Origin of the sequence: Streptomyces sp. NPDC018019, from assembly GCF_044327805.1 — a bacterium.
In the GTDB taxonomy this organism is placed as follows: Bacteria; Actinomycetota; Actinomycetes; order Streptomycetales; family Streptomycetaceae; genus Streptomyces.
Genome location: NZ_JBIRGD010000045.1, coordinates 20,753 through 44,412, shown reverse-complemented (window position 1 = coordinate 44,412; position 23,660 = coordinate 20,753). Strand labels below are relative to the sequence as shown.

3 protein-coding genes are annotated in these 23,660 nt (G+C 73.3%); 2 read left to right on the top strand and 1 reads right to left on the bottom strand.

From position 1 onward, the window contains the following. On the top strand, positions 1 to 20,346 hold the full coding sequence (locus ACH4FX_RS40350) for a type I polyketide synthase (protein WP_398486554.1): 20,346 nt from the start codon (positions 1 to 3) through the stop codon (positions 20,344 to 20,346). A 213-nt stretch (positions 20,347 to 20,559) separates the two neighbouring features. Here the strand turns inward: ACH4FX_RS40350 and ACH4FX_RS40345 are convergent, their stop codons facing one another. Continuing rightward, the gene (locus ACH4FX_RS40345; RefSeq protein WP_398486552.1) at positions 20,560 to 21,681 is read right to left on the bottom strand and encodes a tyrosine-protein phosphatase; all 1,122 of its coding nucleotides are present in this window, start codon (positions 21,679 to 21,681) and stop codon (positions 20,560 to 20,562) included. Positions 21,682 to 21,988: 307 nt separating this feature from the next. On the opposite strand from ACH4FX_RS40345, the gene ACH4FX_RS40340 reads away from it, so the two are divergent. Then, positions 21,989 to 23,569, top strand: a complete 1,581-nt coding sequence (locus ACH4FX_RS40340) for a GMC oxidoreductase (protein ID WP_398486560.1) — start codon at positions 21,989 to 21,991, stop codon at positions 23,567 to 23,569. Positions 23,570 to 23,660 lie beyond the last annotated feature (91 nt).

The window sequence follows — 23,660 nt, the reverse complement described above, 5'->3', positions numbered from 1 at the left end:
ATGTCGAACGAGGCGAAGCTGCGCGAGTACCTCAAGCGCGCGATCGCGGACCTCCACGAGACTCGCCAGCAACTGGACGAGACGGAGCACAAGCAGCGCGAGCCCATCGCGATCGTGTCCATGGCCTGCCGCTTCCCCGGCGGCGTCCGCTCGCCGGAAGAGCTGTGGGAACTGCTGCGGGGAGGTGTCGACGCGATGTCCGCCTTCCCCGGCAACCGCGGCTGGGACCTCGACGGGCTCTACGACCCCGACCCGGCGCACCAGGGCACCACCTACGCCCGCGAGGGCGGCTTCCTGCACGACGCGGGCGAGTTCGACCCGGGCTTCTTCGGGATCTCCCCGCGCGAGGCCCTGGCCATGGACCCCCAGCAGCGGCTGCTGCTGGAGACCGCGTGGGAAGCCGTCGAACGGGCCGGCATCGACCCGGAGACCCTCGCGGGCAGCCGCACCGGCACGTTCGTCGGCACCGGCCACGGCGGGTACGACACGGACGGCGCACGGCGCACGGAGGAGACCGGCGGGCACCTGCTGACCGGCAACCTCATCAGCATCGCCTCCGGCCGGATCTCCTACGTCCTCGGCCTCGAAGGCCCCGCCCTGACCGTGGACACGGCGTGCTCGTCGTCCCTGGTCGCCCTGCACCTGGCGGCACAGGCGCTGCGGCGCGGCGAGTGCGAACTGGCCCTCGTGGGCGGCGCGACCGTGATGTCCACCCCGCAGATGTTCGTGGACTTCGCCCGCCAGCGCGGACTGGCCCCCGACAGCCGCTGCAAGCCGTTCGCGGCGGGCGCCGACGGCACCGCCTGGGGCGAAGGCGTCGGCCTGCTGCTGGTCGAACGGCTCTCCGACGCGGTGCGCAACGGCCACCCCGTACTCGCCGTACTGAAGGGCTCGGCCGTCAACCAGGACGGCGCGTCCAACGGACTGACCGCGCCCAACGGCCCGTCCCAGCAGCGCGTCATCCGCCAGGCGCTGGCCGACGCCGCCCTCGGCACCGCCGACGTCGACGCGGTGGAGGCGCACGGCACCGGCACCCGGCTCGGCGACCCCATCGAGGCCCAGGCCCTGCTCGCCACGTACGGACAGCAGCGCACCGCCGACCGGCCCGTGCTGATCGGCTCCATGAAGTCCAACATCGGGCACACCCAGTCCGCCGCCGGCATCGCCGGCGTCATCAAGATGGTCCTGGCGATGCGGCACGGCGAGCTGCCCCGGACCCTGCACCTGGACGAGCCCACCCCGCACGCCGACTGGAGCGAGGGCCACGCCAGGCTCCTCGCGGAGACCGAGCCGTGGCCCACGGCGGACCGCCCGCGCCGCGCGGCCGTCTCCTCCTTCGGCATCAGCGGCACCAACGCCCACGTCATCCTGGAACAGGCGCCCCCGTCCGAGGCGCCACCGGCGCCCGAACCGGCCGCCCGGCCCGGCGTGCTGCCCTGGATCCTGTCCGCGCGGACCGGCGAGGCACTGCGGGCCCAGGCCGCGTCGCTCGGCCGCCACGTCCGCGCCCGCGCGGACCTCGAACCGGCCGACGTCGCGCACTCCCTGGTGACCACCAGGGCCCTGATGGAGCACCGCGCCGCCGTCGTCGCGGGCGACCGGGACGCCTTCCTGCGCGGCCTGGACGCCCTCGCCGAGGGCCGGACCGCGGCCGGCCTGGTGACCGGCGTCGCCGCCAAGGCGCCCGCCGCGTTCCTCTTCACCGGACAGGGCCCCCAGCACCTGGGCATGGGGCGCGAACTGTACGCGGCCCACCCCGTTTTCGCCGAGGCCTTCGACGCGGCGTGCGCCGAGTGCGACCAGTACCTGGAAAGGCCGCTGCGCGACATCGTCTTCGCCGAGGAGGGCACGGACGAGGCCGCCCTGCTCGACCGGACCGACTACACCCAGACCGCGCTCTTCGCCTTCGCGACCGCGCTGTTTCGGCTCGTCGAGTCCTGGGGCGTCACCCCGCAGTACGTCACCGGCCACTCCGTCGGCGAGATCACCGCCGCCCATGTCTCCGGCGTCCTCTCCCTGGAGGACGCCGCCCGCCTGGTCTCGGCCCGTGGCACCCTCATGCAGGCACTGCCCGAAGGCGGCGCCATGGCGGCGATCGAGGCAACCGAGGACGAGATCCGCGCCTCCCTCGCCGGCCACGAGGACCGCGCCACCCTCGCCGCGGTCAACGGGCCGCGGGCCCAGGTCGTTTCCGGCGACGAGGAGATCGTCTCCCAGGTCACCGCCCACTGGGAGGCCCAGGGCCGCCGCGTCAAGCGGATCCGGGTGAGCATCGCCTCCCACTGCCCGCGCATGGACGGCATGCTGGAGGACTTCCGGCGCGTCGCCGAGACCCTGGAGTACCACGCCCCGCGCATCCCGGTGGTGTCCACGCTCACCGGGGAACTCGCCGCCGGCGACGACCTGCGCACACCCGACTACTGGGTACGGGAGATCCGCGAGGGCGTCCGCTTCTGCACCGCCGTGCGCACCCTCGAAGCCGAGGGCGTCACCGCGTTCGTGGAACTCGCCCCCAGCAGCGTGCTCACCCCGATCATCCAGGACTCCCTGACCACCCTCGAAGACCCCCTCCTGCTGTCCCTCCTGCGCACCGGCCACTCCGAGACCCAGGCCCTCGCCGAAGGCCTCGCCACCGCGTCCGCCCACGGCGTCCACGTCGACTGGAACGCCTTCCTCGGCAGGTCCGGCACCACCCGCGTCGAGCTGCCGACCTACGCCTTCCAGCGCCGGCGGTACTGGCTGGAGGCGACCGGGACGGACGACGGCGGACCGGGCGCCGAAGAGGCCGGCGAAGCCGGATTCTGGGAAGCCGTCGAACGCGAGGACCTGGAAGGGCTGTCGGCCGTCCTGGCCATCGACGGCACCGAGGCCGACTCGCTCGGCAGCCTCCTGCCCACGCTCTCGGCATGGCGCAGGCAGCGCAGGGCCCAGGCAGCGGCGGACCGCTGGAGCTACCGGGCGCGCTGGTCCCCCCTCACCGCCCCCACCGGCATCGCCGCGACCGGGAACTGGCTCGTCGCGCTGCCCGAGAGCACCGTCGGGGACCCGTGGACCACCCGGCTCCTCGACGGGCTGCGTGACCAGGGCCTGCGTACCGAACTGCTCGTGCTGCCCGACGGCGGCGACCCGGCCGGGACCGTCACCTGGCCCGACGGCCCCGTCGACGGCGTGCTCTCGCTGCTGGCCCTGGACGAACGGCCGCACCCGCAGCTGACCTCCCTGCCGCGCGGCCTGGCCGCCACCACCGCCCTGCTGCGCGCCCTGGAGGCATCCGGCAACCAGATACCGCTGTGGTGCGTGACCCGCGGCGCCGTCGCCGTCGACGACCGGGACGCGCTGACCAATCCCGTACAGGCACAGGTGTGGGGGTGCGGACGCGTCGCCGCGCTGGAGTACCCGCGGCTCTGGGGCGGACTCGTCGACCTCCCCGAGGCCCCGGACACCCGGGCCGTCTCCGCGCTCCTCGGCGTGCTCGCCGGGCGCGAGGACCAGGTCGCGATCCGCCCCGCCGGAACCTTCGCCCGCCGCCTGGCACGGATCACCCCCGGCGGCGACACCGGCGAGGGGTGGACCGCGCACGGCACGGTCCTGATCACCGGCGGCACCGGCGCGCTCGGCGCGCAGCTGGCGTACTGGCTCGCCGACGCCGGGGCGGAGCACCTGGTGCTCACCAGCCGCCGGGGCCTCGACGCCCCGGGCGCGCCGGAACTCGCGGCGGCACTCACCGAACGCGGCACCCGGGTCACCGTCGCCGCCTGCGACGCCGCCGACCGGGACGCCCTGGCGGCCGTCCTCGCGGACATCCCGGCGGAGACGCCGCTGACCGGCGTCGTGCACGCCGCGGGCGTCATGGACGCCGGCATGCTGGACACGCTCACCCCCGAACGCTTCGAGGCCGTACTGCGCCCCAAGGTCACCGCCGCCCGGAACCTGCACGACCTCACCCGGGACCTCGACCTGGAGATGTTCGTGCTGTTCTCCTCGGTCGCCGGGTCCCTGGGCAACGCCGGCCAGGCCAACTACGCCGCCGCCAACGTGTTCCTCGACGCCTTCGCCGAACACCGCCGCGCGCAGGGGTTGCCGGCCACTTCGGCCGCCTGGGGCCCCTGGGCCGGCCTCGGCATGGCCACGGACGGCGGCGTGGCGGACCGGGTGAGCCGCGACGGCCTGCTCCCCATGGCCCCGGCCCCCGCACTCGCCGCGCTCCGCCAGGCCCTCGCCCAGGGCCTGACGACCGTGACCGTGGCCGACGTGGACTGGACGGCGTACGCCCCCGCCCTGACCGCCGTCCGCCCCAGCCCCTTCCTCGCCGACCTGCCCGAGGCACGCCAGGTCCTCGCCGCGACCGACGACGCTCCGCGGGAGGAACGCTCCCCGCTGGGCAGCCGGATCAGCGCACTGCCCCCCGCCGAGCAGGAGCACCTGCTGCTCCGGACGGTCCAGGAGGAGGCCGCGAAGACCCTCGGCCTCGACGCACCGGACGCCGTCGAGGCCCAGCGCGCCTTCCGCGACGTGGGCTTCGACTCGCTGATGGCGGTCGAACTGCGCAACCGCCTGTCCACCGCGACGGGCCTGCGCCTGCCCGCCACCCTGCTGTTCGACCACCCCACGCCCGCCGCGGTCGCCGGACTCCTGCGTTCCGAGTTCACGGGGACGACCGGGCCGGCGGCCGTCGTGGAACGCACCGCCGCCGTCCTCGACGAGCCGGTGGCGATCGTGGGCATGGCCTGCCGCCTCCCCGGCGGGGTGAACTCGCCGGAAGCCCTCTGGGCCCTGCTGGCCGAGGGCGGGGACGCGATCTCCCCCCTGCCCGACGACCGGGGCTGGGACCTCGGCCGCCTCTACCACCCCGACCCCGACCACCTGGGCACGAGCTACGCGCGCGGGGGCGGCTTCCTCGACGAGGCGGCAGGCTTCGACGCGGACTTCTTCGGCATCTCGCCGCGCGAGGCCCTCGCCATGGACCCGCAGCAGCGGCTGCTGCTGGAGACCTCCTGGGAGGTCCTCGAACGGGCCGGCATCGACCCGGAATCCCTGCGCGGCAGCAGCACCGGTGTCTTCGCCGGCGCCAACACCCACGACTACCGCACGGTCCTCGAAGCGGCCCGGGACGACGTCGCCGGCCACTCGCTCACCGGCAACTCGATGAGCGTGGTCTCCGGCCGGCTGTCGTACACCTACGGCTTCGAGGGACCGGCCGTCACGGTGGACACGGCGTGTTCGTCGTCGCTGGTGGCCCTGCACATGGCGGTGCAGTCGCTGCGCCAGGGCGAGTGCTCGCTGGCGCTCGCCGGCGGTGTGACGGTGATGTCGACCCCCGCGACGTTCGTGGAGTTCTCGCGGCAGCGGGGACTGTCGGCGGACGGCCGCTGCAAGCCGTTCGCGGCGGCCGCCGACGGCACCGGCTGGAGCGAAGGCGTCGGACTGCTGCTCGTCGAGCGGCTCTCGGACGCCCGGCGCAACGGGCACCGGGTGCTCGCCGTCATCCGCGGTTCGGCGGTCAACCAGGACGGCGCGTCCAACGGCATCAGCGCGCCCAACGGCCCCTCGCAGCAGCGCGTCATCCGCCAGGCCCTCGCCAACGCCGGGGTGGCCGCGTCCGACGTCGACGCCGTCGAGGCGCACGGTACGGGCACGACGCTGGGCGACCCCATCGAGGCCCAGGCGCTGCTGGCCACGTACGGCCAGGACCGCCCGGAGGACCGGCCGCTGCGGCTGGGCACGCTGAAGTCCAACATCGGGCACACCCAGGCCGCCGCCGGTGTGGCCGGTGTGATGAAGATGGTCCTGGCCATGCGGCACGGCACGCTGCCGCGCACCCTGCACGTGGACGAGCCCACCCCGCACGTCGACTGGACCGCCGGTGCGGTCGAACTGCTCACCGAGCCGGCCGACTGGCCCGGGACGGACCGCCCGCGGCGTGCCGCCGTCTCCGCGTTCGGGGTCAGCGGCACCAACGCGCACCTCATCCTGGAGGAGGCCGAGCCCACCGAACCCGAGGCGCCGGCCGTCGCCCCCGTGCCGGCGGTACCCCTGCTGCTGTCCGGCAAGAGCGACGCCGCCCTGAGGGACCAGGCGGCCCGGCTGCTGTCCCGTCTCGACCACGGGAGCGGACCGCGGCTCGCGGACGTCGCGTACACGCTGGCGACACGTACGGCCTTCACCCACCGCGCGGCCGTCGCGGCCGACAGCCACGACACCGCGGTCCGTGCCCTGGCCGCCCTCGCCACGGGCGACGCCGACGCCGCCCTGACCACGGGCACCGCACACGACGGCGGGGACGCCGTCCTCTTCTCCGGCCAGGGCTCGCAGCGACTCGGCATGGGCCGGGAACTACACACCCAGTACCCCGTGTTCGCGGACGCGTTCGACGCGGTGTGCGCGGGGCTGGACCAGCACCTGGACCGTCCGCTGCGCGGCGTCGTCTGGGGCCAGGACGCGGCGCTGCTGAACCAGACCGCGTACGCCCAGGCCGCGCTGTTCGCGGTCGAAGTCGCCCTGTACCGGCTGGTCGAGTCGTGGGGCGTGCGGCCGGAGTACGTGGCCGGGCACTCGGTCGGGGAGATCGCCGCAGCGCATGTGGCCGGCGTGTTCTCGCTGGACGACGCCTGCGCGTTGGTGGCGGCACGCGGCCGGCTCATGCAGGCCCTGCCGTCCGGTGGGGCGATGGTGGCGGTCCGGGCGTCGGAGGACGAGGTGCTTCCCCACTTGGTGGAGGGTGTCTCGATCGCGGCTGTGAACGGGCCGTCGGCGGTGGTGATCTCCGGGGTCGAGGATGCGGTACTCGGGATCGCGCAGCACTTCGAGGGCGAGGGGCGCAGGACCAGCCGGCTGCGGGTCTCGCACGCCTTCCACTCACCGCTCATGGAACCGATGCTCGCCGACTTCCGCACCGTCGCCGAGGGCCTGACGTACGGCGAGCCGGAACTGACCGTCGTCTCGAACGTGACCGGCGGCCCGGCCGCACCGGACCAGCTGTGCACGCCCGAGTACTGGGCCACCCACGTCCGCGAAGCCGTACGGTTCGCCGACGGGATACGCGCCCTGCACACCGAAGGCGTGACACGCTTCCTGGAGCTGGGCCCCGACGGCACCCTCTCGGCCATGGCCCGTGAGTCGCTGCCGGACGAGACCGTACTCGTCCCCGCTCTGCGCAAGGACCGCCCGGAGGAGACGACGCTCCTCGCCGCCCTGGCCCAGTTGCACGCGCACGGCACCGCGATCGACTGGACCGCGTTCTTCACCGGCACCGACGCCCGCCTCGTCGACCTGCCGACGTACGCCTTCCAACACCGGCGGTACTGGCCCACCCCCGGCCCCGCCGGTACCGGGGACCTCGGCGCGGCCGGCCTCGAAGCGGCCGGACACCCGCTGCTGAGCGCCGCCGTGGAACTGTCCGACGGCGACGGCCTGCTCCTCACCTCCCGTCTGTCGTTGCAGACGCACCCCTGGCTGGCCGACCACCGGGTCCTGGGCTCGGTGCTGCTGCCGGGCACCGCGTTCGTCGAACTCGCCGTCCGCGCGGCCGACGAAGCGGGCTGCGACCGGATCGACGAACTGGCCCTGGCCGCCCCGCTCGTCCTGCCCGAACACGGCGGTGTGCAGCTGCAACTGCACGTCGGCCCGGCCGACGAGGCCGGCAGCCGGCCCCTCGGCATCCGTTCCCGCCCGGAGGGCGACGGCGACCGGCCGTGGGTCCAGCACGCCACCGGCGTGCTCGTCACGGACGAACGGACCGCCGAGCCGGGCCACGACTTCCACGCGGAGTCCTGGCCGCCCGCCGGCGCCGAGCCTGCCGACCTGACCGGCCTCTACCCGGACCTGGCCGCGCGCGGATTCGACTACGGACCGCACTTCCAGGGCCTGCGGGCGGTGTGGCGCCGGGGCGACGAGGTGTTCGCCGAGGTCGCCCTGCCCGATGTCGCCGAAGACGACGCGCCCGCGTACGGCCTGCACCCGGCCCTGCTCGACGCGGTCCTGCACGCCGCCGCCTTCGACGGCCTGGACCAGGGCGTCCTGCCCTTCTCCTGGGAGAACGTCGCGCTGTACGCCTCCGGCGCCTCGGCCGTACGGGCCCGGATCGTCCAGCACAGCGGCGACACCCTGACCGTCGACGTCGCCGACACCACGGGCGAGCCGGTGGCCTCCGTCGGGACCCTGGTCCTGCGGGCGGTCTCCGCCGACCAGGTGGCGGGCGGCGCGAGCCCGGCCGGGCGCGACGCGCTGTTCCGCGTGCAGTGGAACCCCGTACGCCTGCCCGCGGCCGGGGCCGCGGAGTCCGTGGCGACGCTCGGCTCCCTCACCGGCACGCCGTTCGACACCTACCCCGACCTGGCGGCCCTGGCCGGGGCCGACCGCCTGCCGGACGCGGTACTCGTACCGGTGGAAGCCGGTACCGGCGACGTGGTGGAGTCGGCGCACGCCACCGCCGCCCGGGCGCTGGAGCTGTCCCAGGCCTGGCTGGCGGACGAGCGGTTCGCGGACGCGCGCCTGGTGTTCGTCACGCGCGGCGCGGTGGACGGTACGGACCTCACCGGTGCCACCGTGTGGGGCCTGGTGCGGTCGGCGCAGTCCGAGAACCCGGGCCGCTTCGGCCTGGTGGACCTGGACGGCGACGCCGAGATGACCGTGCTGCCCCGGGCCCTGGCCTCCGACGAGCCGCAGTTGCTGCTGCGCGGCGGCGAGGTGCTGGCGGCACGGCTGGACCGGGCCCAGGCACCGGCACGGAGCACCACTGCCTGGGACGGAACCGGCACGGTCCTGATCACCGGTGGTACAGGCGGTCTGGGGCGTGTCCTGGCCCGGCACCTGGTGACGGAACACGGGGTGCGGAGTCTGCTGCTGGTCAGCCGCAGTGGTCCGGCCGCCGAGGGTGCCGATGAGCTGGTGGCCGAGCTCTCGGAGCACGGTGCACAGGCCGTGGTCGAGGCGTGCGACGTGACCGACGCCTCCGCTGTGACGGAGTTGGTCTCCCGGCACCGGATCGGCGCCGTCGTGCATACGGCGGGTGTTCTCGATGACGGTGTGGTGGAGTCGTTGACGGCGGAGCGGCTGTCGGCGGTGCTGCGTCCGAAGGTCGACGCGGCCTGGAACCTGCACCAGGCCACCCAAGATCTGGACCTCGGCGCGTTCGTCGTCTTCTCCTCGGCCTCGGGCATCCTGGGCAGCGCCGGGCAGGGCAACTACGCGGCCGGCAACACCTTCCTGGACGCGCTGGCGCACCACCGCCGCGCCCAGGGGCTTCCGGCCACGTCGCTGGCGTGGGGCCCCTGGTCCCAGGACGGCGGCATGACCGGCACCCTGTCGGACACCGACCTCCGACGGATCGCCCGCGCGGGCATGCCCGAACTCACCCCGGCCGAGGGAGTAGCCCTCTTCGACGCCGCGCTGGCCGCCGACGCGGCACTGGTCCTTCCCGTCCGCCTCGACCTGGCCGCACTGCGCGAACAGGACGACGTACCCGCGCTGCTGCGCGGACTGATCAGGACCCGCGCCCGGCGCTCGGTGGTGGCCGGCTCGGCCGCGGTCGCCGGCCTGGCGAACCGCCTGTCCGGGCTGGGGACGGCGGAGCGGCGCGAGGCGCTGCTCGATGTCGTACGCGGCCAGATCTCGCTGGTCCTGGGCCACGCGAGCCCGGAGACGGTCGACCCGGACCGGGCCTTCCAGGACCTCGGATTCGACTCCCTGACCGCGGTCGAACTGCGCAACCGGCTCAACAAGGCGACGGGCATGCGTCTCCCGGCCACCGCCGTGTTCGACTACCCCACGGCAGGCTCCCTCGTCGACTTCCTCCTGGACGAGCTGTTCAGCGCGGGGGCGGTGGCGGAAGAGGCGGCGCCGGCCCGGCTGCCGTCGGCCGCGGCCGACGATCCGGTGGTGATCGTCGGAATGAGCTGCCGCTATCCGGGTGGCGTCGCCTCGCCCGAGGAGCTGTGGCACGTGGTGTCCGAAGGGGTGGACGCGGTCTCGGACTTCCCCGCCGACCGCGGCTGGGACGTGGAGTCGCTCTACAACCCCGACCCCGAAGCGCTCGGCACCTCGTACACCCGCTCCGGTGGATTCCTGCACGAAGCGGGGGACTTCGACCCGGAGTTCTTCGGGATGAGCCCCCGGGAGGCCCTGGCGACGGACTCGCAGCAGCGGCTGCTGCTGGAGACGACGTGGGAGGCGCTGGAGCGCGCGGGGATGGACCCGGCCGCTCTGCGGGGCAGCCGTACGGGCGTCTTCGCGGGCGTGATGTACTCCGACTACAGCGAGATCATGGTCGGCGACCAGTACGAGGGCTACCGGAGCAACGGCAGCGCGGCCAGCATCGCTTCCGGCCGGGTGTCGTACACCTTCGGTTTCGAGGGCCCCGCGGTCACGGTGGACACGGCGTGCTCGTCGTCGCTGGTCTCCCTGCACCTGGCGGCGCAGGCCCTGCGGTCCGGTGAGTGCTCGCTGGCGCTCGCGGGCGGTGTGACGGTGATGTCGACACCCACGACGTTCGTGGACTTCTCGCGGCAGCGGGGCTTGTCTGCGGACGGGCGCTGCAAGGCGTTCGCCGACGCGGCCGACGGTGTCGGCTGGGGCGAGGGCGTCGGCATGCTGGTGCTGGAGCGCCTGTCGGACGCGCGCCGCAACGGGCATCGCGTGCTCGCCGTGGTGCGTGGTTCCGCGGTGAACCAGGACGGTGCCTCCAACGGTCTGACGGCGCCGAACGGTCCGTCGCAGCAGCGGGTGATCCGGCAGGCGCTGGCGAGTGCGGGCCTGTCCGCGGCCGATGTGGACGCGGTGGAGGGGCACGGTACGGGCACGACGCTGGGTGACCCGATCGAGGCGCAGGCGCTGCTGGCCACGTACGGCCAGGACCGCCCGGAGGACCGGCCGCTGTGGCTGGGTTCGGTGAAGTCCAACATCGGTCATGCGCAGGCGGCTGCGGGCGTTGCGGGCGTCATCAAGATGGTGCTGGCGATGCGGCACGGTGTGCTGCCGCGGACGCTGCACGTCGATGCGCCCTCGACCCACGTGGACTGGGGCACAGGCGCCGTCGAACTGCTGACCTCCGAGGTCGCATGGCCGCAGGGGGACGGGCCGCGCCGGGCGGGCGTCTCCTCCTTCGGCGTCAGCGGGACGAACGCGCACGTGATCCTGGAGGAGCCCGAGCCGGTCGCGGCCGACGCCGCACCGGACACCCCGGAGACCGAGCCCGGCGCACTGGCCTGGGTGCTGTCCGGCCGGAACCAGGCCGCACTGCGCGGCCAGGCGGCACGCCTGCTCCCGCTGGTCGCCGGCCAGGACGCGCTGTCCGCCCGGGATGTCGGCCACTCGCTGGCAACAGGACGCTCCACGTTCGCCCACCGCGCGGTGGTGTGGGGCGAGGACCGCGCCGCACTGGTGCGGGCCCTGTCCGCCCTCGCGGTCGGCGAGACCGACCCCGGCCTGACGGAGGGCTCGGCCGGCACGGGGAAGACGTCGTTCCTGTTCTCGGGCCAGGGCTCGCAGCGCTTGGGCATGGGTCTGGAGCTGTACGGCCGGTACCCGGTCTTCGCGGAGGCGTTCGACGCGGTGTGCGCCGCCTTGGACGAGCATCTGGAACACCCGCTGCGGGGCGTCGTCTGGGGCGAGGAGGCGGAGCTGCTGAACCAGACCGCGTACGCCCAGGCCGGACTGTTCGCGGTCGAGGTGGCCCTGTTCCGGCTGGTCGAGTCGTGGGGCGTGCGCGCCGACTTCGTGGCGGGACACTCGATCGGAGAGGTCGCCGCGGCACATGTGGCGGGTGTCTTCTCCCTCCCGGACGCCTGTGCGTTGGTGGCGGCCCGGGGCCGGCTGATGCAGCAGCTGCCGTCCGGTGGGGCGATGGTCGCGGTCCGGGCGACGGAGGACGAAATCCTTCCGCACCTGGTGGAGGGTGTCTCGATCGCGGCCGTGAACGGTCCGTCGTCGGTGGTGATTTCCGGCGTCGAGGAGGCGGTGCTCGGGATTGCGCAGCACTTCGAGGCGGAGGGGCGCAAGACCAGCCGGTTGCGGGTCTCGCACGCCTTCCACTCACCGCTCATGGAACCGATGCTGGACGCATTCCGTGCGGTGGTGGCACGGCTGGCGTTCGGGACGCCGGCGATCCCCGTCGTGTCCAATCTGACGGGCCGGCTCGCCGAGCCCGAACAGCTCGCCGACGCCGACTACTGGGTGCGGCACGTCCGCGAGGCGGTCCGTTTCGCGGACGGGACGCGGGCCCTGCGGGCGGAAGGCGCGACACGGTTCCTGGAACTCGGTCCGGACGGTGTGCTGTCGGCGATGGCCCGCGAGTCGGTGCCGGACGACACCGTACTCGTTCCCGTACTGCGCAAGGACCGGCCGGAGGGGACAACGCTGCTCGCCGCCCTGGCACAGCTGTACGTCCGGGGCACGGGCGTGGACTGGGCGGCACAGTTCACCGGTTCGGGAGCGCGGTGGGTGGATCTGCCGACGTACGCGTTCCAGCACGAGCGGTTCTGGCCGTCGGGCGGTGCGGTGCGCGCGGGCGATGTGCGGTTCGCGGGTCTGGGCTCTGCGGGGCACCCGTTGCTGGGTGCGGCGGTGGAGCTGGCGGGCTCGGGTGGCCTGCTGTTCACCGGCCGGCTGTCGGCGTCCTCCCACCCGTGGCTGGTCGATCACATCGTCCAGGGGGCCGTACTGGTACCCGGTACGGCGCTCGTGGAACTGGTGCTGCGGGCGGCCGACGAGGTCGGCTGCGACCTGGTGGAGGAGCTGACGCTCGCCGCGCCCCTGGTGCTGCCCGCCTCGGGCGGTGCGGTCCAGGTGCAGGTATGGGTGGGTGAGCCCGAGGACGGGGCCCGCCGGCCGGTGTCGGTGCACGCGCGGGAGGGAGAAGACCCGTGGACACTGCACGCCGAAGGCGCGGTGACCACCGGGGCCGCGGCGGCTCCGTTCGATGCCGCCGTGTGGCCACCGAAGGGCGCGACGCCCGTGGACGTGACGGGCTGCTACGACGATCTCGCCGACGCCGGGCTCACCTACGGCCCGGCTTTCCGGGGCCTGCGGGCGGCCTGGCAGGCGGGCGGGGACATCTTCGCCGAGGTGGCGCTTCCCGAGGGCACCGACGGCGACGCCTTCGGCCTGCACCCGGCCCTCTTCGACGCCGCCCTGCACGCGGCGGCACTGGGCGGCGCTGGAGCCGGTGGTGACCGAGCGGGCGGCGTCCCGTTCTCCTGGGCCGGAGTGTCCCTGCACGCCTCCGGCGCCTCGCACCTGCGCGTCCGCATCCGCGACACGGGCAGCGCACTGTCGGTCGCGATCGCGGACACGTCCGGTGCGCCGGTCGCCTCCGTGGACGCGCTGGTGGTACGGCCGCTCTCGGCCGGACAGGTGCAGACCGCCGGCCGTGACGCCCTCTACCAGGTCGACTGGGCCCCCGTCCCGCTCACGGACGCGCGCGTCGAACTCGGTACGGGCCCGGAGGGCGAGCCGCTGCGGACGTACGCGGATCTGGACTCTCTGACGGGCGCGGCGGCCGTGCCCGGAACCGTCCTGGTCACGCCGCCCACCGGCACTTCCACGGCGGTGGAATCCGTACACGTCGCCGCAGCCTGGGCACTGGACGTGATCCAGTCGTGGTTGGCGGATGAGCGGTTCGCGGATGCGCGTCTGGTGTTCGTGACGCGTGGCGCGGTGTCCGGTGCGGATCTTGCGGGTGCGGCGGTGTGGGGTCTGGTGCGGTCGGCGCAGTCGGAGCATCCGGGCCGGTTCGGGCTGGTGGACCTGGAGGGTGATGCCGATGTGACGGTGTTGCCGCAGGGGCTGGCGTCCGATGAGCCGCAGCTGCTGGTACGCGGTGATGAGGTGCTGGCGGCGCGGCTGGCCCGGTCGCAGCCGCGGGCCACGATGACCTGGCACGGAACCGGCACGGTCCTGATCACCGGCGGTACGGGCGGCTTGGGCCGCATGGTGGCCCGGCACCTGGTGACCGAGCACGGGGTGCGGAGTCTGCTGCTGGTCAGCCGCAGCGGTCCGGAGGCCGCGGGCGTACAGGAGCTGGTGGCCGAGCTCGCGGAGTACGGTGCACAGGCCGTGGTCGAGGCGTGCGACGTGACCGATGCCTCCGCTGTGACGGAGCTGGTCTCCCGGCACCGGATCGGCGCCGTCGTGCATACGGCGGGTGTTCTCGATGACGGTGTGGTGGAGTCGTTGACGGCGGATCGGCTGTCGGCGGTGCTGCGTCCGAAGGTCGATGCGGCCTGGCACCTGCACGAGGCGACCAAGGGCCTGGACCTCGCCGCGTTCGTGGTGTTCTCGTCGGTGGCGGGCACGGTCGGCAGTGCCGGGCAGGCCAATTACGCGGCGGGCAACGCCTTCCTGGACGCCCTGGCATCCCACCGCCGGGCGCAGGGTCTCCCGGCGACATCGCTGGCATGGGGCCCGTGGTCGCAGGGCAGCGGGATGACCGGCACCTTGACCGATGCCGATCTGGAGCGGATGACGCGTTCGGGTATGCCACCGCTGAGCGCTGAGGAGGGCCTGGCCCTGTTCGACGCGGCGCTGGGCGGCGCCGAGCCCGTGACGCTCCCGGTCCGCCTGGACCTGGCGGCGCTACGCCGACAGGGCGAACCACAGCCTCTCCTGCGCGGCCTGATCCGCACGAGGACCCGCCGGGCCGGCACCACCGCGGCATCCGGCCTGGTGGAGCGCCTGTCCGGGTTGTCCACGGCGGAGCGGCGCGAGGCGCTGCTCGAAGTCGTACGCGGCCAGATCGCCGCGGTCCTGAACCACGCGAGCCCGGAGACGATCGACCCGGACCGCGCCTTCCAGGATCTCGGCTTCGACTCCCTGACCGCGATCGAACTCCGCAACGTCCTGGGCAGGGCCACCGGACTGCGGCTCCCGGCGACCGCCGTGTTCGACTACCCGACGGCCGGCGCCCTGGCGGGCCACTTCCTCGACGAGCTGTTCGGCACGGAGACCGGGACACCGCTCCCGGTGTCCGCCCTCCCGTCCCCGACGGACGACCCGGTCGTGATCGTCGGGATGAGCTGCCGCTTCCCCGGCGGCGTCGCCTCGCCCGAGGACCTGTGGCACCTGGTGTCCGAAGGGGTGGACGCGGTCTCGGACTTCCCCGCCGACCGCGGCTGGGAGATCGACGACACCTACGACCCCGACCGCGAGGGCGCCATCGCCACCCGCTCCGGTGGCTTCCTCTACGACGCGGCGCAGTTCGACCCCGAGTTCTTCGGCATGAGCCCCCGCGAGGCCCTGACCACCGACGCCCAGCAGCGGCTGCTGCTGGAGACGACGTGGGAGGCGCTGGAGCGCGCGGGGATGGACCCGGCCGCTCTGCGGGGCAGCCGTACGGGCGTCTTCGCTGGCGTGATGTACCACGACTACTCGACGCTGCTCTCCGGGCGCGAGTTCGAGGGCTACCAGGGCAGCGGGAGCGCGGGCAGTGTCGCCTCGGGCCGGGTGTCGTACACCTTCGGTTTCGAGGGCCCCGCGGTCACGGTGGACACGGCGTGCTCGTCGTCGCTGGTCTCCCTGCACCTGGCGGCGCAGGCCCTGCGGTCCGGTGAGTGCTCCCTGGCGCTCGCGGGCGGTGTGACGGTGATGTCCACACCGTTGACGCTCGTGGAGTTCTCCCGCCAGGGCGGGCTCGCCCCGGACGGGCGCTGCAAGGCGTTCGCCGATACGGCCGACGGTGTCGGCTGGGCCGAAGGCGCCGGAATCCTGGTGCTGGAACGCCTGTCGGACGCGCGCCGCAACGGGCATCAGGTGCTGGCGGTGGTGCGTGGTTCCGCGGTGAACCAGGACGGTGCCTCCAACGGTCTGACGGCGCCGAACGGTCCGTCGCAGCAGCGGGTGATCCGGCAGGCGCTGGCGAGTGCGGGCCTGTCGGCGGCCGATGTGGACGCGGTGGAGGCACACGGTACGGGCACGACGCTGGGTGACCCGATCGAGGCGCAGGCGCTGCTGGCCACGTACGGCCGGGAGCGCGCACAGGACCGTCCGTTGCTGCTGGGTTCGGTGAAGTCCAACATCGGCCATGCGCAGGCGGCTGCGGGCGTTGCGGGCGTCATCAAGATGGTGCTGGCGATGCGGCACGGTGTGCTGCCGCGGACGCTGCACGTCGATGCGCCCTCGACCCACGTGGACTGGGGTACAGGCGCCGTCGAACTGCTGACCTCCGAGGTCGCATGGCCGCAAGGGGAGGGACCGCGCCGCGCAGGCGTCTCCTCCTTCGGAATCAGCGGAACGAACGCGCACGTGATCCTGGAACAGCCCGAGCCGGTCATGGCCGATGCCGAACCGGACGCGCCCGAACACGAGGCGACCGGACCCGAAACGCCGTTGCCGGTCCTGCTGTCGGGCCGGAGCGAGGTCGCACTGCGGTCCCAGGCCGCACGGCTGCTGTCCCACCTCGACGGCGAACCGGGGACGCGGGTACCGGATGTCGCCCACTCGCTGGCCACGGGCCGCTCGACCTTCCAGCACCGTGCCGTGATCTTGGCCGCCGACCGGGAAGACCTGCTGCACTCGTTGTCCGCCCTGGCCGAGGGCCGCGACGAGACGGCCCTCGTAGCGCAGGGCCGGGCCCGCACGGGCAAGCTGGCGTTCCTGTTCTCGGGCCAGGGCTCGCAGCGTCTGGGCATGGGTCTGGAGCTGTACGGCCGGTACCCGGTCTTCGCGGAGGCGTTCGACGCGGTGTGCGCCGCCTTGGACGAGCACCTGGACCGGCCCCTCCGCACCGTCATGTGGGGCGAGGACGCGGAACTGCTGAACCAGACCGCGTACACACAAGCGTCCCTGTTCGCGATCGAGGTGGCACTCTTCCGCCTGCTGGAGTCCTGGGACGTGTGCCCGGACCAGTTGCTGGGGCACTCCGTCGGGGAGATCGCCGCCGCGCATGTGGCCGGCGTGTTCTCGCTGGACGACGCCTGTGCGCTGGTGGCGGCACGCGGCCGGCTCATGCAGGCCCTGCCCGCCGGCGGTGCGATGGTGGCGGTCCGGGCGACGGAGGACGAGGTCCTTCCGCACCTGGTGGAGGGTGTCTCGATCGCGGCCGTGAACGGTCCATCGTCGGTGGTGATTTCCGGCATCGAAGACGCCGTGACCGGGATCGCTGAGCACTTCGAGCGAGAGGGGCGCAAGACCAGCCGGCTGCGGGTCTCGCACGCCTTCCACTCACCGCTCATGGAACCGATGCTCGCCGACTTCCGCACCGTCGCCGACGGCATGACCTACGGCGCGGCGCGCATCCCCGTGGTCTCCAACGTCACGGGCGAGTCGGCCACCGCGGAACAGCTGTGCTCCGCTGAGTACTGGGTCAGCCATGTCCGCGAGGCCGTACGGTTCGCCGACGGGGTCGGCGCGCTGCACGCACAGGGCGTCGTGGCGCTCCTGGAACTCGGCCCCGACGGTGCCCTCTCCGCGCTCGCCGCGGAGTCCGCCGCGGACGAGTCGGTGGTGGCGCCCGTACTGCGCAAGGACCGGCCCGAGGCCCCGGCACTGCTGACGGCCCTGGCACGACTGCACGCCCACGGCGTGCCGGTCAACTGGCCCGCGGTCCTGGCCGGTTCGGGTGGGCGGTGGGTGGATCTGCCGACGTACGCGTTCCAGCACGAGCGGTTCTGGCCGTCGGGCGGTGCGGTGCGCGCGGGCGATGTGCGGTTTGCGGGTCTGGGCTCTGCGGGGCACCCGTTGCTGGGTGCGGCGGTGGAGCTGGCGGGCTCGGGTGGCCTGCTGTTCACCGGCCGGCTCTCGACGACCTCGCACCCGTGGCTGGCGGACCATGTCGTCCTGGGATCCGTCCTGGTGCCCGGTACGGCGCTCATGGAACTGGTGCTGCGGGCCGCCGACGAGGTCGGCTGCGACCTGGTGGAGGAACTGACGCTCGCCGCGCCCCTGGTGCTGCCCGCCTCGGGCGGCGCCGTCCAGGTGCAGGTGACGGTGGGCGAGCCCGAAGACGAGGGCCGCCGGCCGGTGTCGGTGCACGCCCGTGAAGGAGAGGGCCCGTGGACGCTGCACGCCGGCGGTGCTCTGAGCCCGGCCGCCGCCGAAGCGGTGCCGTTCGATGCCACGGTGTGGCCCCCGCAGGGCGCCGAGCCGCTTGAGGTGGCGGACTGCTACGCGCGGTTCGCGGATGCCGGGTTCGAGTACGGTCCGGTGTTCCAGGGCCTGCGGGCGGCCTGGCAGGCGGGCGAGGACGTCTACGCCGAGGTGGCACTTCCCGAGGGCACCGACGGCGACGCCTACGGCCTGCACCCCGCCCTCTTCGACGCCGCGCTGCACGCGGTGCTGGTGAGCGACGGGGGAGCGGACGAGGGATCCGTCCCCTTCTCCTGGAGCGGCGTGACCCTCCACGCCACCGGCGCCTCCCAGGTGAGGGTACGTATCCGTCCCACCGGGAACGGCACGTCGATCGCCATCGCGGACCCGGCCGGAGCGCCGGTGGCCTCGGTGGCGTCCCTGACCGCGCGTCCGATCACCGCCGGGCAGCTGCGGACGGGCGACCGCGATTCCCTCTTCACGGTCGACTGGACCGGCATCCGGCTCACCGGCGGACCCGCGGGCTCCCTCGCCCTGCTCGGCAAGGACACCGAGGGCCTCCTCGACGGACTCTCACTCCGGCCCCACACGGATCTCGACGACCTCGCGGAGGCCGGCGGCCACGACATCGTGCTCGTCCCGCCGACGATCGAGGCCGCCGGAACGGTGCCGTCCGTCCACACCGCGACGGCGGCGGCACTGGACGTGATCCAGTCGTGGCTGGCGGATGAGCGGTTCGCGGATGCGCGTCTGGTGTTCGTGACGCGTGGCGCGGTGTCCGGTGCGGATCTTGCGGGTGCGGCGGTGTGGGGTCTGGTGCGGTCGGCGCAGTCGGAGCATCCGGGCCGGTTCGGGCTGGTGGACCTGGAGGGTGATGCCGATGTGACGGTGTTGCCGCAGGGGCTGGCGTCCGATGAGCCGCAGCTGCTGGTACGCGGTGATGAGGTGCTGGCGGCGCGGCTGGCCCGCGCGCAGTCGCAGCAGGCCGTCACCTGGGACACCTCCGGCACGGTCCTGATCACCGGCGGTACCGGTGGCTTGGGCCGCATGGTGGCCCGGCACCTGGTGACCGAGCACGGGGTGCGGAGTCTGCTGCTGGTCAGCCGCAGCGGTCCGGATGCCGCGGGCGTACAGGATCTGGTGGCCGAACTCCGGGCCGAGGGCGCCGAAGCAGTGGTCGAGGCGTGCGATGTGACCGACGCGGCGGCCGTGTCCGACTTGATCGGCCGTCACGTGCCGAGGTCCGTGGTGCATACGGCGGGTGTTCTCGATGACGGTGTGGTGGAGTCGTTGACGGCGGATCGGCTGTCGGCGGTGCTGCGTCCGAAGGTGGACGCGGCGTGGCATCTGCACGAGGCGACCAAGGGCCTGGACCTCGCCGCGTTCGTGGTGTTCTCGTCGGTGGCGGGCACGGTCGGCAGTGCCGGGCAGGCCAATTACGCGGCGGGCAACGCCTTCCTGGACGCCCTGGCAACCCACCGCCGGGCGCAGGGTCTCCCGGCGACATCGCTGGCATGGGGCCCGTGGTCGCAGGACAGCGGGATGACCGGCAGCCTGACCGAAGCCGACCTCCAGCGCATGGCCCGTTCGGGCATGCCGCCGCTGAGTGCCGAAGAGGGCCTGGCCCTGTTCGACGCGGCACTGGGCGGCGCCGAGCCCGTGACGCTCCCGGTCCGCCTGGACCTGGTGGCGCTACGCCGACAGGGCGACCCCCAGCCCCTGCTGCGCGGCCTGATCCGCACCCCGGGCCGGCGTACGGCGGCTGCCGCGTCGGACGCCGACGCCTCGGCCGCCTTCGCCCAGCGCCTGGCCGGCCTGTCGGCGGCGGAGGGACGCGAGGTCGTACTCGACGCCGTACGCGGCCAGGTCGCGGCCGTCCTCGGACACACCGCAGGCACGGAGATCGACCAGGACAGTGCTTTCCTGGACCTCGGTTTCGACTCCCTGACCGCGGTCGAACTCCGCAACCGCCTGAGCGCCCTGACCGGCGTCCGCCTGCCGGCCACCCTGCTCTTCGACTACCCGACGCCCGCGGAACTCATCGACCATCTCCACGCCCGGCTCGCTCCCGCGCCGTCCACCGGACCGGCGGCACTCCTGGACGAACTCGAAAAGCTGGAGAAGAGCTTCGGCGGCCTCGACATCACGGAGGAGGTCCACGAACAGATAGCCGGCCGGCTGGAAGTCCTTCAGGCGAAGTGGCACGCCCTGCGGGACGAAGCATCGGCAACCGGGTACGACAGGTCCCGGACCGAGAAGGACTTCGACTTCGAGTCCGCCTCCGACGAAGAGGTCTTCGACCTCCTCGACAACGAACTCGGACTGTCCTGACCCGACGAAACGGCCGGTACCGGTGACGCCGGTACGCTCGCGGCCGATACGAGTACCACCACGGTGCGCCGCCGAACCATTCGGCGGCGCACCGCGCTGTGCGGCACGAGACGGCCCCGGGACACCACAGCCGCACCACACGCCCCGGAACGCGACGACGGCCTGTACGCCCCAACGGGGTCGTACAGGCCGTCGCGTCGGCCGGCGGACCGGTCAGTCGGTGAGCAGCGCTTCCCGCAGCCGCGCCAGGTCCCGCGCGCTCAGGCCCAGTCCGTCCCGCAGATAGCCGTCGAAGCTGCCGAAGCGGGCCTTGACCTCGTCGAAGGCCGCGTTCAGATACTCGGCCCTGGTGTCCAGGATCGGCTTGAGGCGGGCGGCGACCTCGGGCGGCTGCTCGGCGAGCTTGGCCGCGTTGTCCGCGGCGAGGTAGTCGTTGCTGGCCAGGTAGTCGCGCATGACCGTGTCGCGGTCCACGCCGAGGGCCGTGAGCAGGGCGGCGCTGGCCCAGCCCGTACGGTCCTTGCCGGACTCGCAGTGGTAGGCCAGCCCGTAGGAGCCGGGGTCGGCCGCGTAGCCGAACAGCGCGTGGTACGCCGAGATCGCGGAGGGCCTGGAGACGACCCAGCGGTAGCCTTCGAGCTGCTTCTGTACGGAGGCTTCGGGGGTGGGGGGAAGTTCACCGGGGTCGTTCTGGCCGATCACGTCGGCAACGACATAGCGCGCGCCCGCGGGCACGCGGTCCGGGTTCTTGGCGCGCTCACCCGGCGTGCGCAGGTCGAAATCCGTACGGATGCCGAGGCGCTGGAGCTTGCCCAGATCGGCGTCGGTGAGCGCGTGCAGGCTGTTGGTGCGGTACAGCACGCCCATCTTCACCCACCGGCCGTCGGTGGTGCGGTAGCCACCCGCGTCACGGAAGTTGGCGGCGCCCTCCAGGTGCAGCGAGCGGTCGGCGAGGGTGAGGGGGTCGCCCCGGTCGGGTACGAGGCGGAACCACTGGCGGTCGGCGGCGGGCAGGCCGCGCACGGTGACGGTGGCCTTCGACCCGCCGTGCGCCACGGGCCTGCCGTCGGCGTAGACGGTCACCGAGCCGACGCCGGGCGCCTTCCAGGACACGGTGAAGGAGCCGTCCTTCTGCTGGGTCACCGTGGCGTCGGTGAAGAGGATCTCGTGCGCGACGGACGGTGTCCGCGGCGCGTGCTGGCCCGCTCCGTTGGGCACGACCAGGGGATCGGCGGCGGCGAGGGGCGCGGTGACGCCCACTGCCGACACGGTGGCCACGAACGACACGGCGATGCGGCGGGCGGTCAGCACCGCCGCCGTGGAATGGGAGTTCATAGCGGGACCGTACGGCTCGGCATGTCCCGAAAACCCTAGGGTTGGGCGCCGTACCCCGCCGGCCGGGGCGGCCCGCCCACCTCTGGCAGTTCCCCCAGTCTTTCGTGATCAAGCTGGTGGTGCGCGGCGGCCGGGGCCGATCGGCAAGGCCCGCCCGCGATTCCCCTCGCGACGGCCCGCGCGCCAGCCCTGCGGGGACCATTCCTGTCGGCGAAGGTCGGGTATCACCAGCGTGTCCAAACAAGAGCATCTGTCACGGCGCCGTCTGCTGGGGCTGGCCGCCCTCGGCGGCGCCGCCGTCACCGGAATGACCACGATCTCCGCCGCCCCGCGCGCCGCGGCCGCCGGCAAGGCGAGCCCACGGGCCGACAGCGGCGCGTTCGTACCGGCCGTGGTGATCGGCACCGGTTACGGCGCCGCCGTCTCCGCGCTGCGCCTCGGCGAGGCGGGAATTCCGACGCTCATGCTGGAAATGGGCCGGTTGTGGAACAAGCCGGGCGACGACGGCAAGGTTTTCTGCGGCATGCTCGAACCCGACCGCCGGTCCAGCTGGTTCGCGTCGCGCACCGAAGCTCCGCTCGGGTCCTTCCTGTGGCTGGACGTGATCAACCGGGACATCGACCCGTACGCGGGCGTGCTGGACCGGGTGCACTTCGACGAGATGTCGGTGTACGTGGGGCGGGGCGTCGGCGGCGGTTCGCTGGTCAACGGCGGCATGGCCGTCGTACCGAAGCGCTCGTACTTCGAGGAGGTCCTCCCGCGGGTGGACGCCGCCGAGATGTACGGCCGGTACTTCCCGCGCGCCAACTCCATGCTCAAGGTGAACCACATCGACCAGGGCTGGTTCGAGGAGACGGAGTGGTACAAGTTCGCCCGGGTCTCCCGCGAACAGGCCGGCAAGGCGGGCCTCCGCACCACCTTCGTGCCCAATGTCTACGACTTCGGCCACATGCGGCGGGAAGCGGCCGGTGAGGCGCCCAGGTCCGCGCTGGCGGGCGAGGTCATCTACGGCAACAACCACGGCAAGCAGAGCCTGGACAAGACCTACCTGGCCGCCGCGCTCGGCACCGGCAAGGTCACCATCGAGACGCTGCACCGGGTCACGGCGGTCCGGCAGCAGCCGGACGGCAGCTACGTACTGTCCGTGGACCGGACCGGCGCCGACGGCAGGACCCTGGAGCGCAAGGAGATCGCCTGCCGTCACCTGTTCCTCGGCGCCGGCAGCCTCGGCTCCACGGAACTGCTGGTACGGGCCCGCGACACCGGCGCGCTGCCCGACCTCAACGACGCGGTCGGCGCCGGCTGGGGCCCCAACGGCAACGTCATGACCGGCCGGGCCAACCACATCTGGAACCCCACCGGCGCCCACCAGTCCGCCATCCCCGCCCTGGGCATCGACGACTGGGACAACCCCGCCGCCCCGGTCTTCGCGGAGATCGCCCCGATGCCGGCCGGCCTGGAGACCTGGGTCAGCCTCTACCTGGCGATCACCAAGAACCCCGAGCGCGGCACCTTCGTGTACGACAAGGCCACCGACCGGGCCGCGCTGCGCTGGACCAGGGACCAGAACACCCCCGCCGTCGAGGCCGCGACGTCGCTCTTCGACCGCATCAACAAGGCCAACGCGACGATGTACCGCTACGACCTGTTCGGCCCGCGGGTGAAGAACTTCTCCGACGACTTCAGCTACCACCCGCTCGGCGGCTGCGTCCTGGGCAAGGCCACCGACCTCTACGGGCGCGTGGCCGGCTACCGGAACCTCTACGTCACCGACGGCGCGCTGATCCCGGGCTCCATCGGCGTCAACCCCTTCGTCACCATCACGGCCCTGGCCGAGCGCAACGCCGAACGCGTCATCGCCGAAGACGTCCGGCAGCACAGGCTCTAGGAGCCTGTGACTGAACCCCGGCCGGGCGCCCGCCGCCTGGCACGCACGCTCGCTGCGTTGCCGGAACGCCCTAGTAGCTCCGCTACGAGGC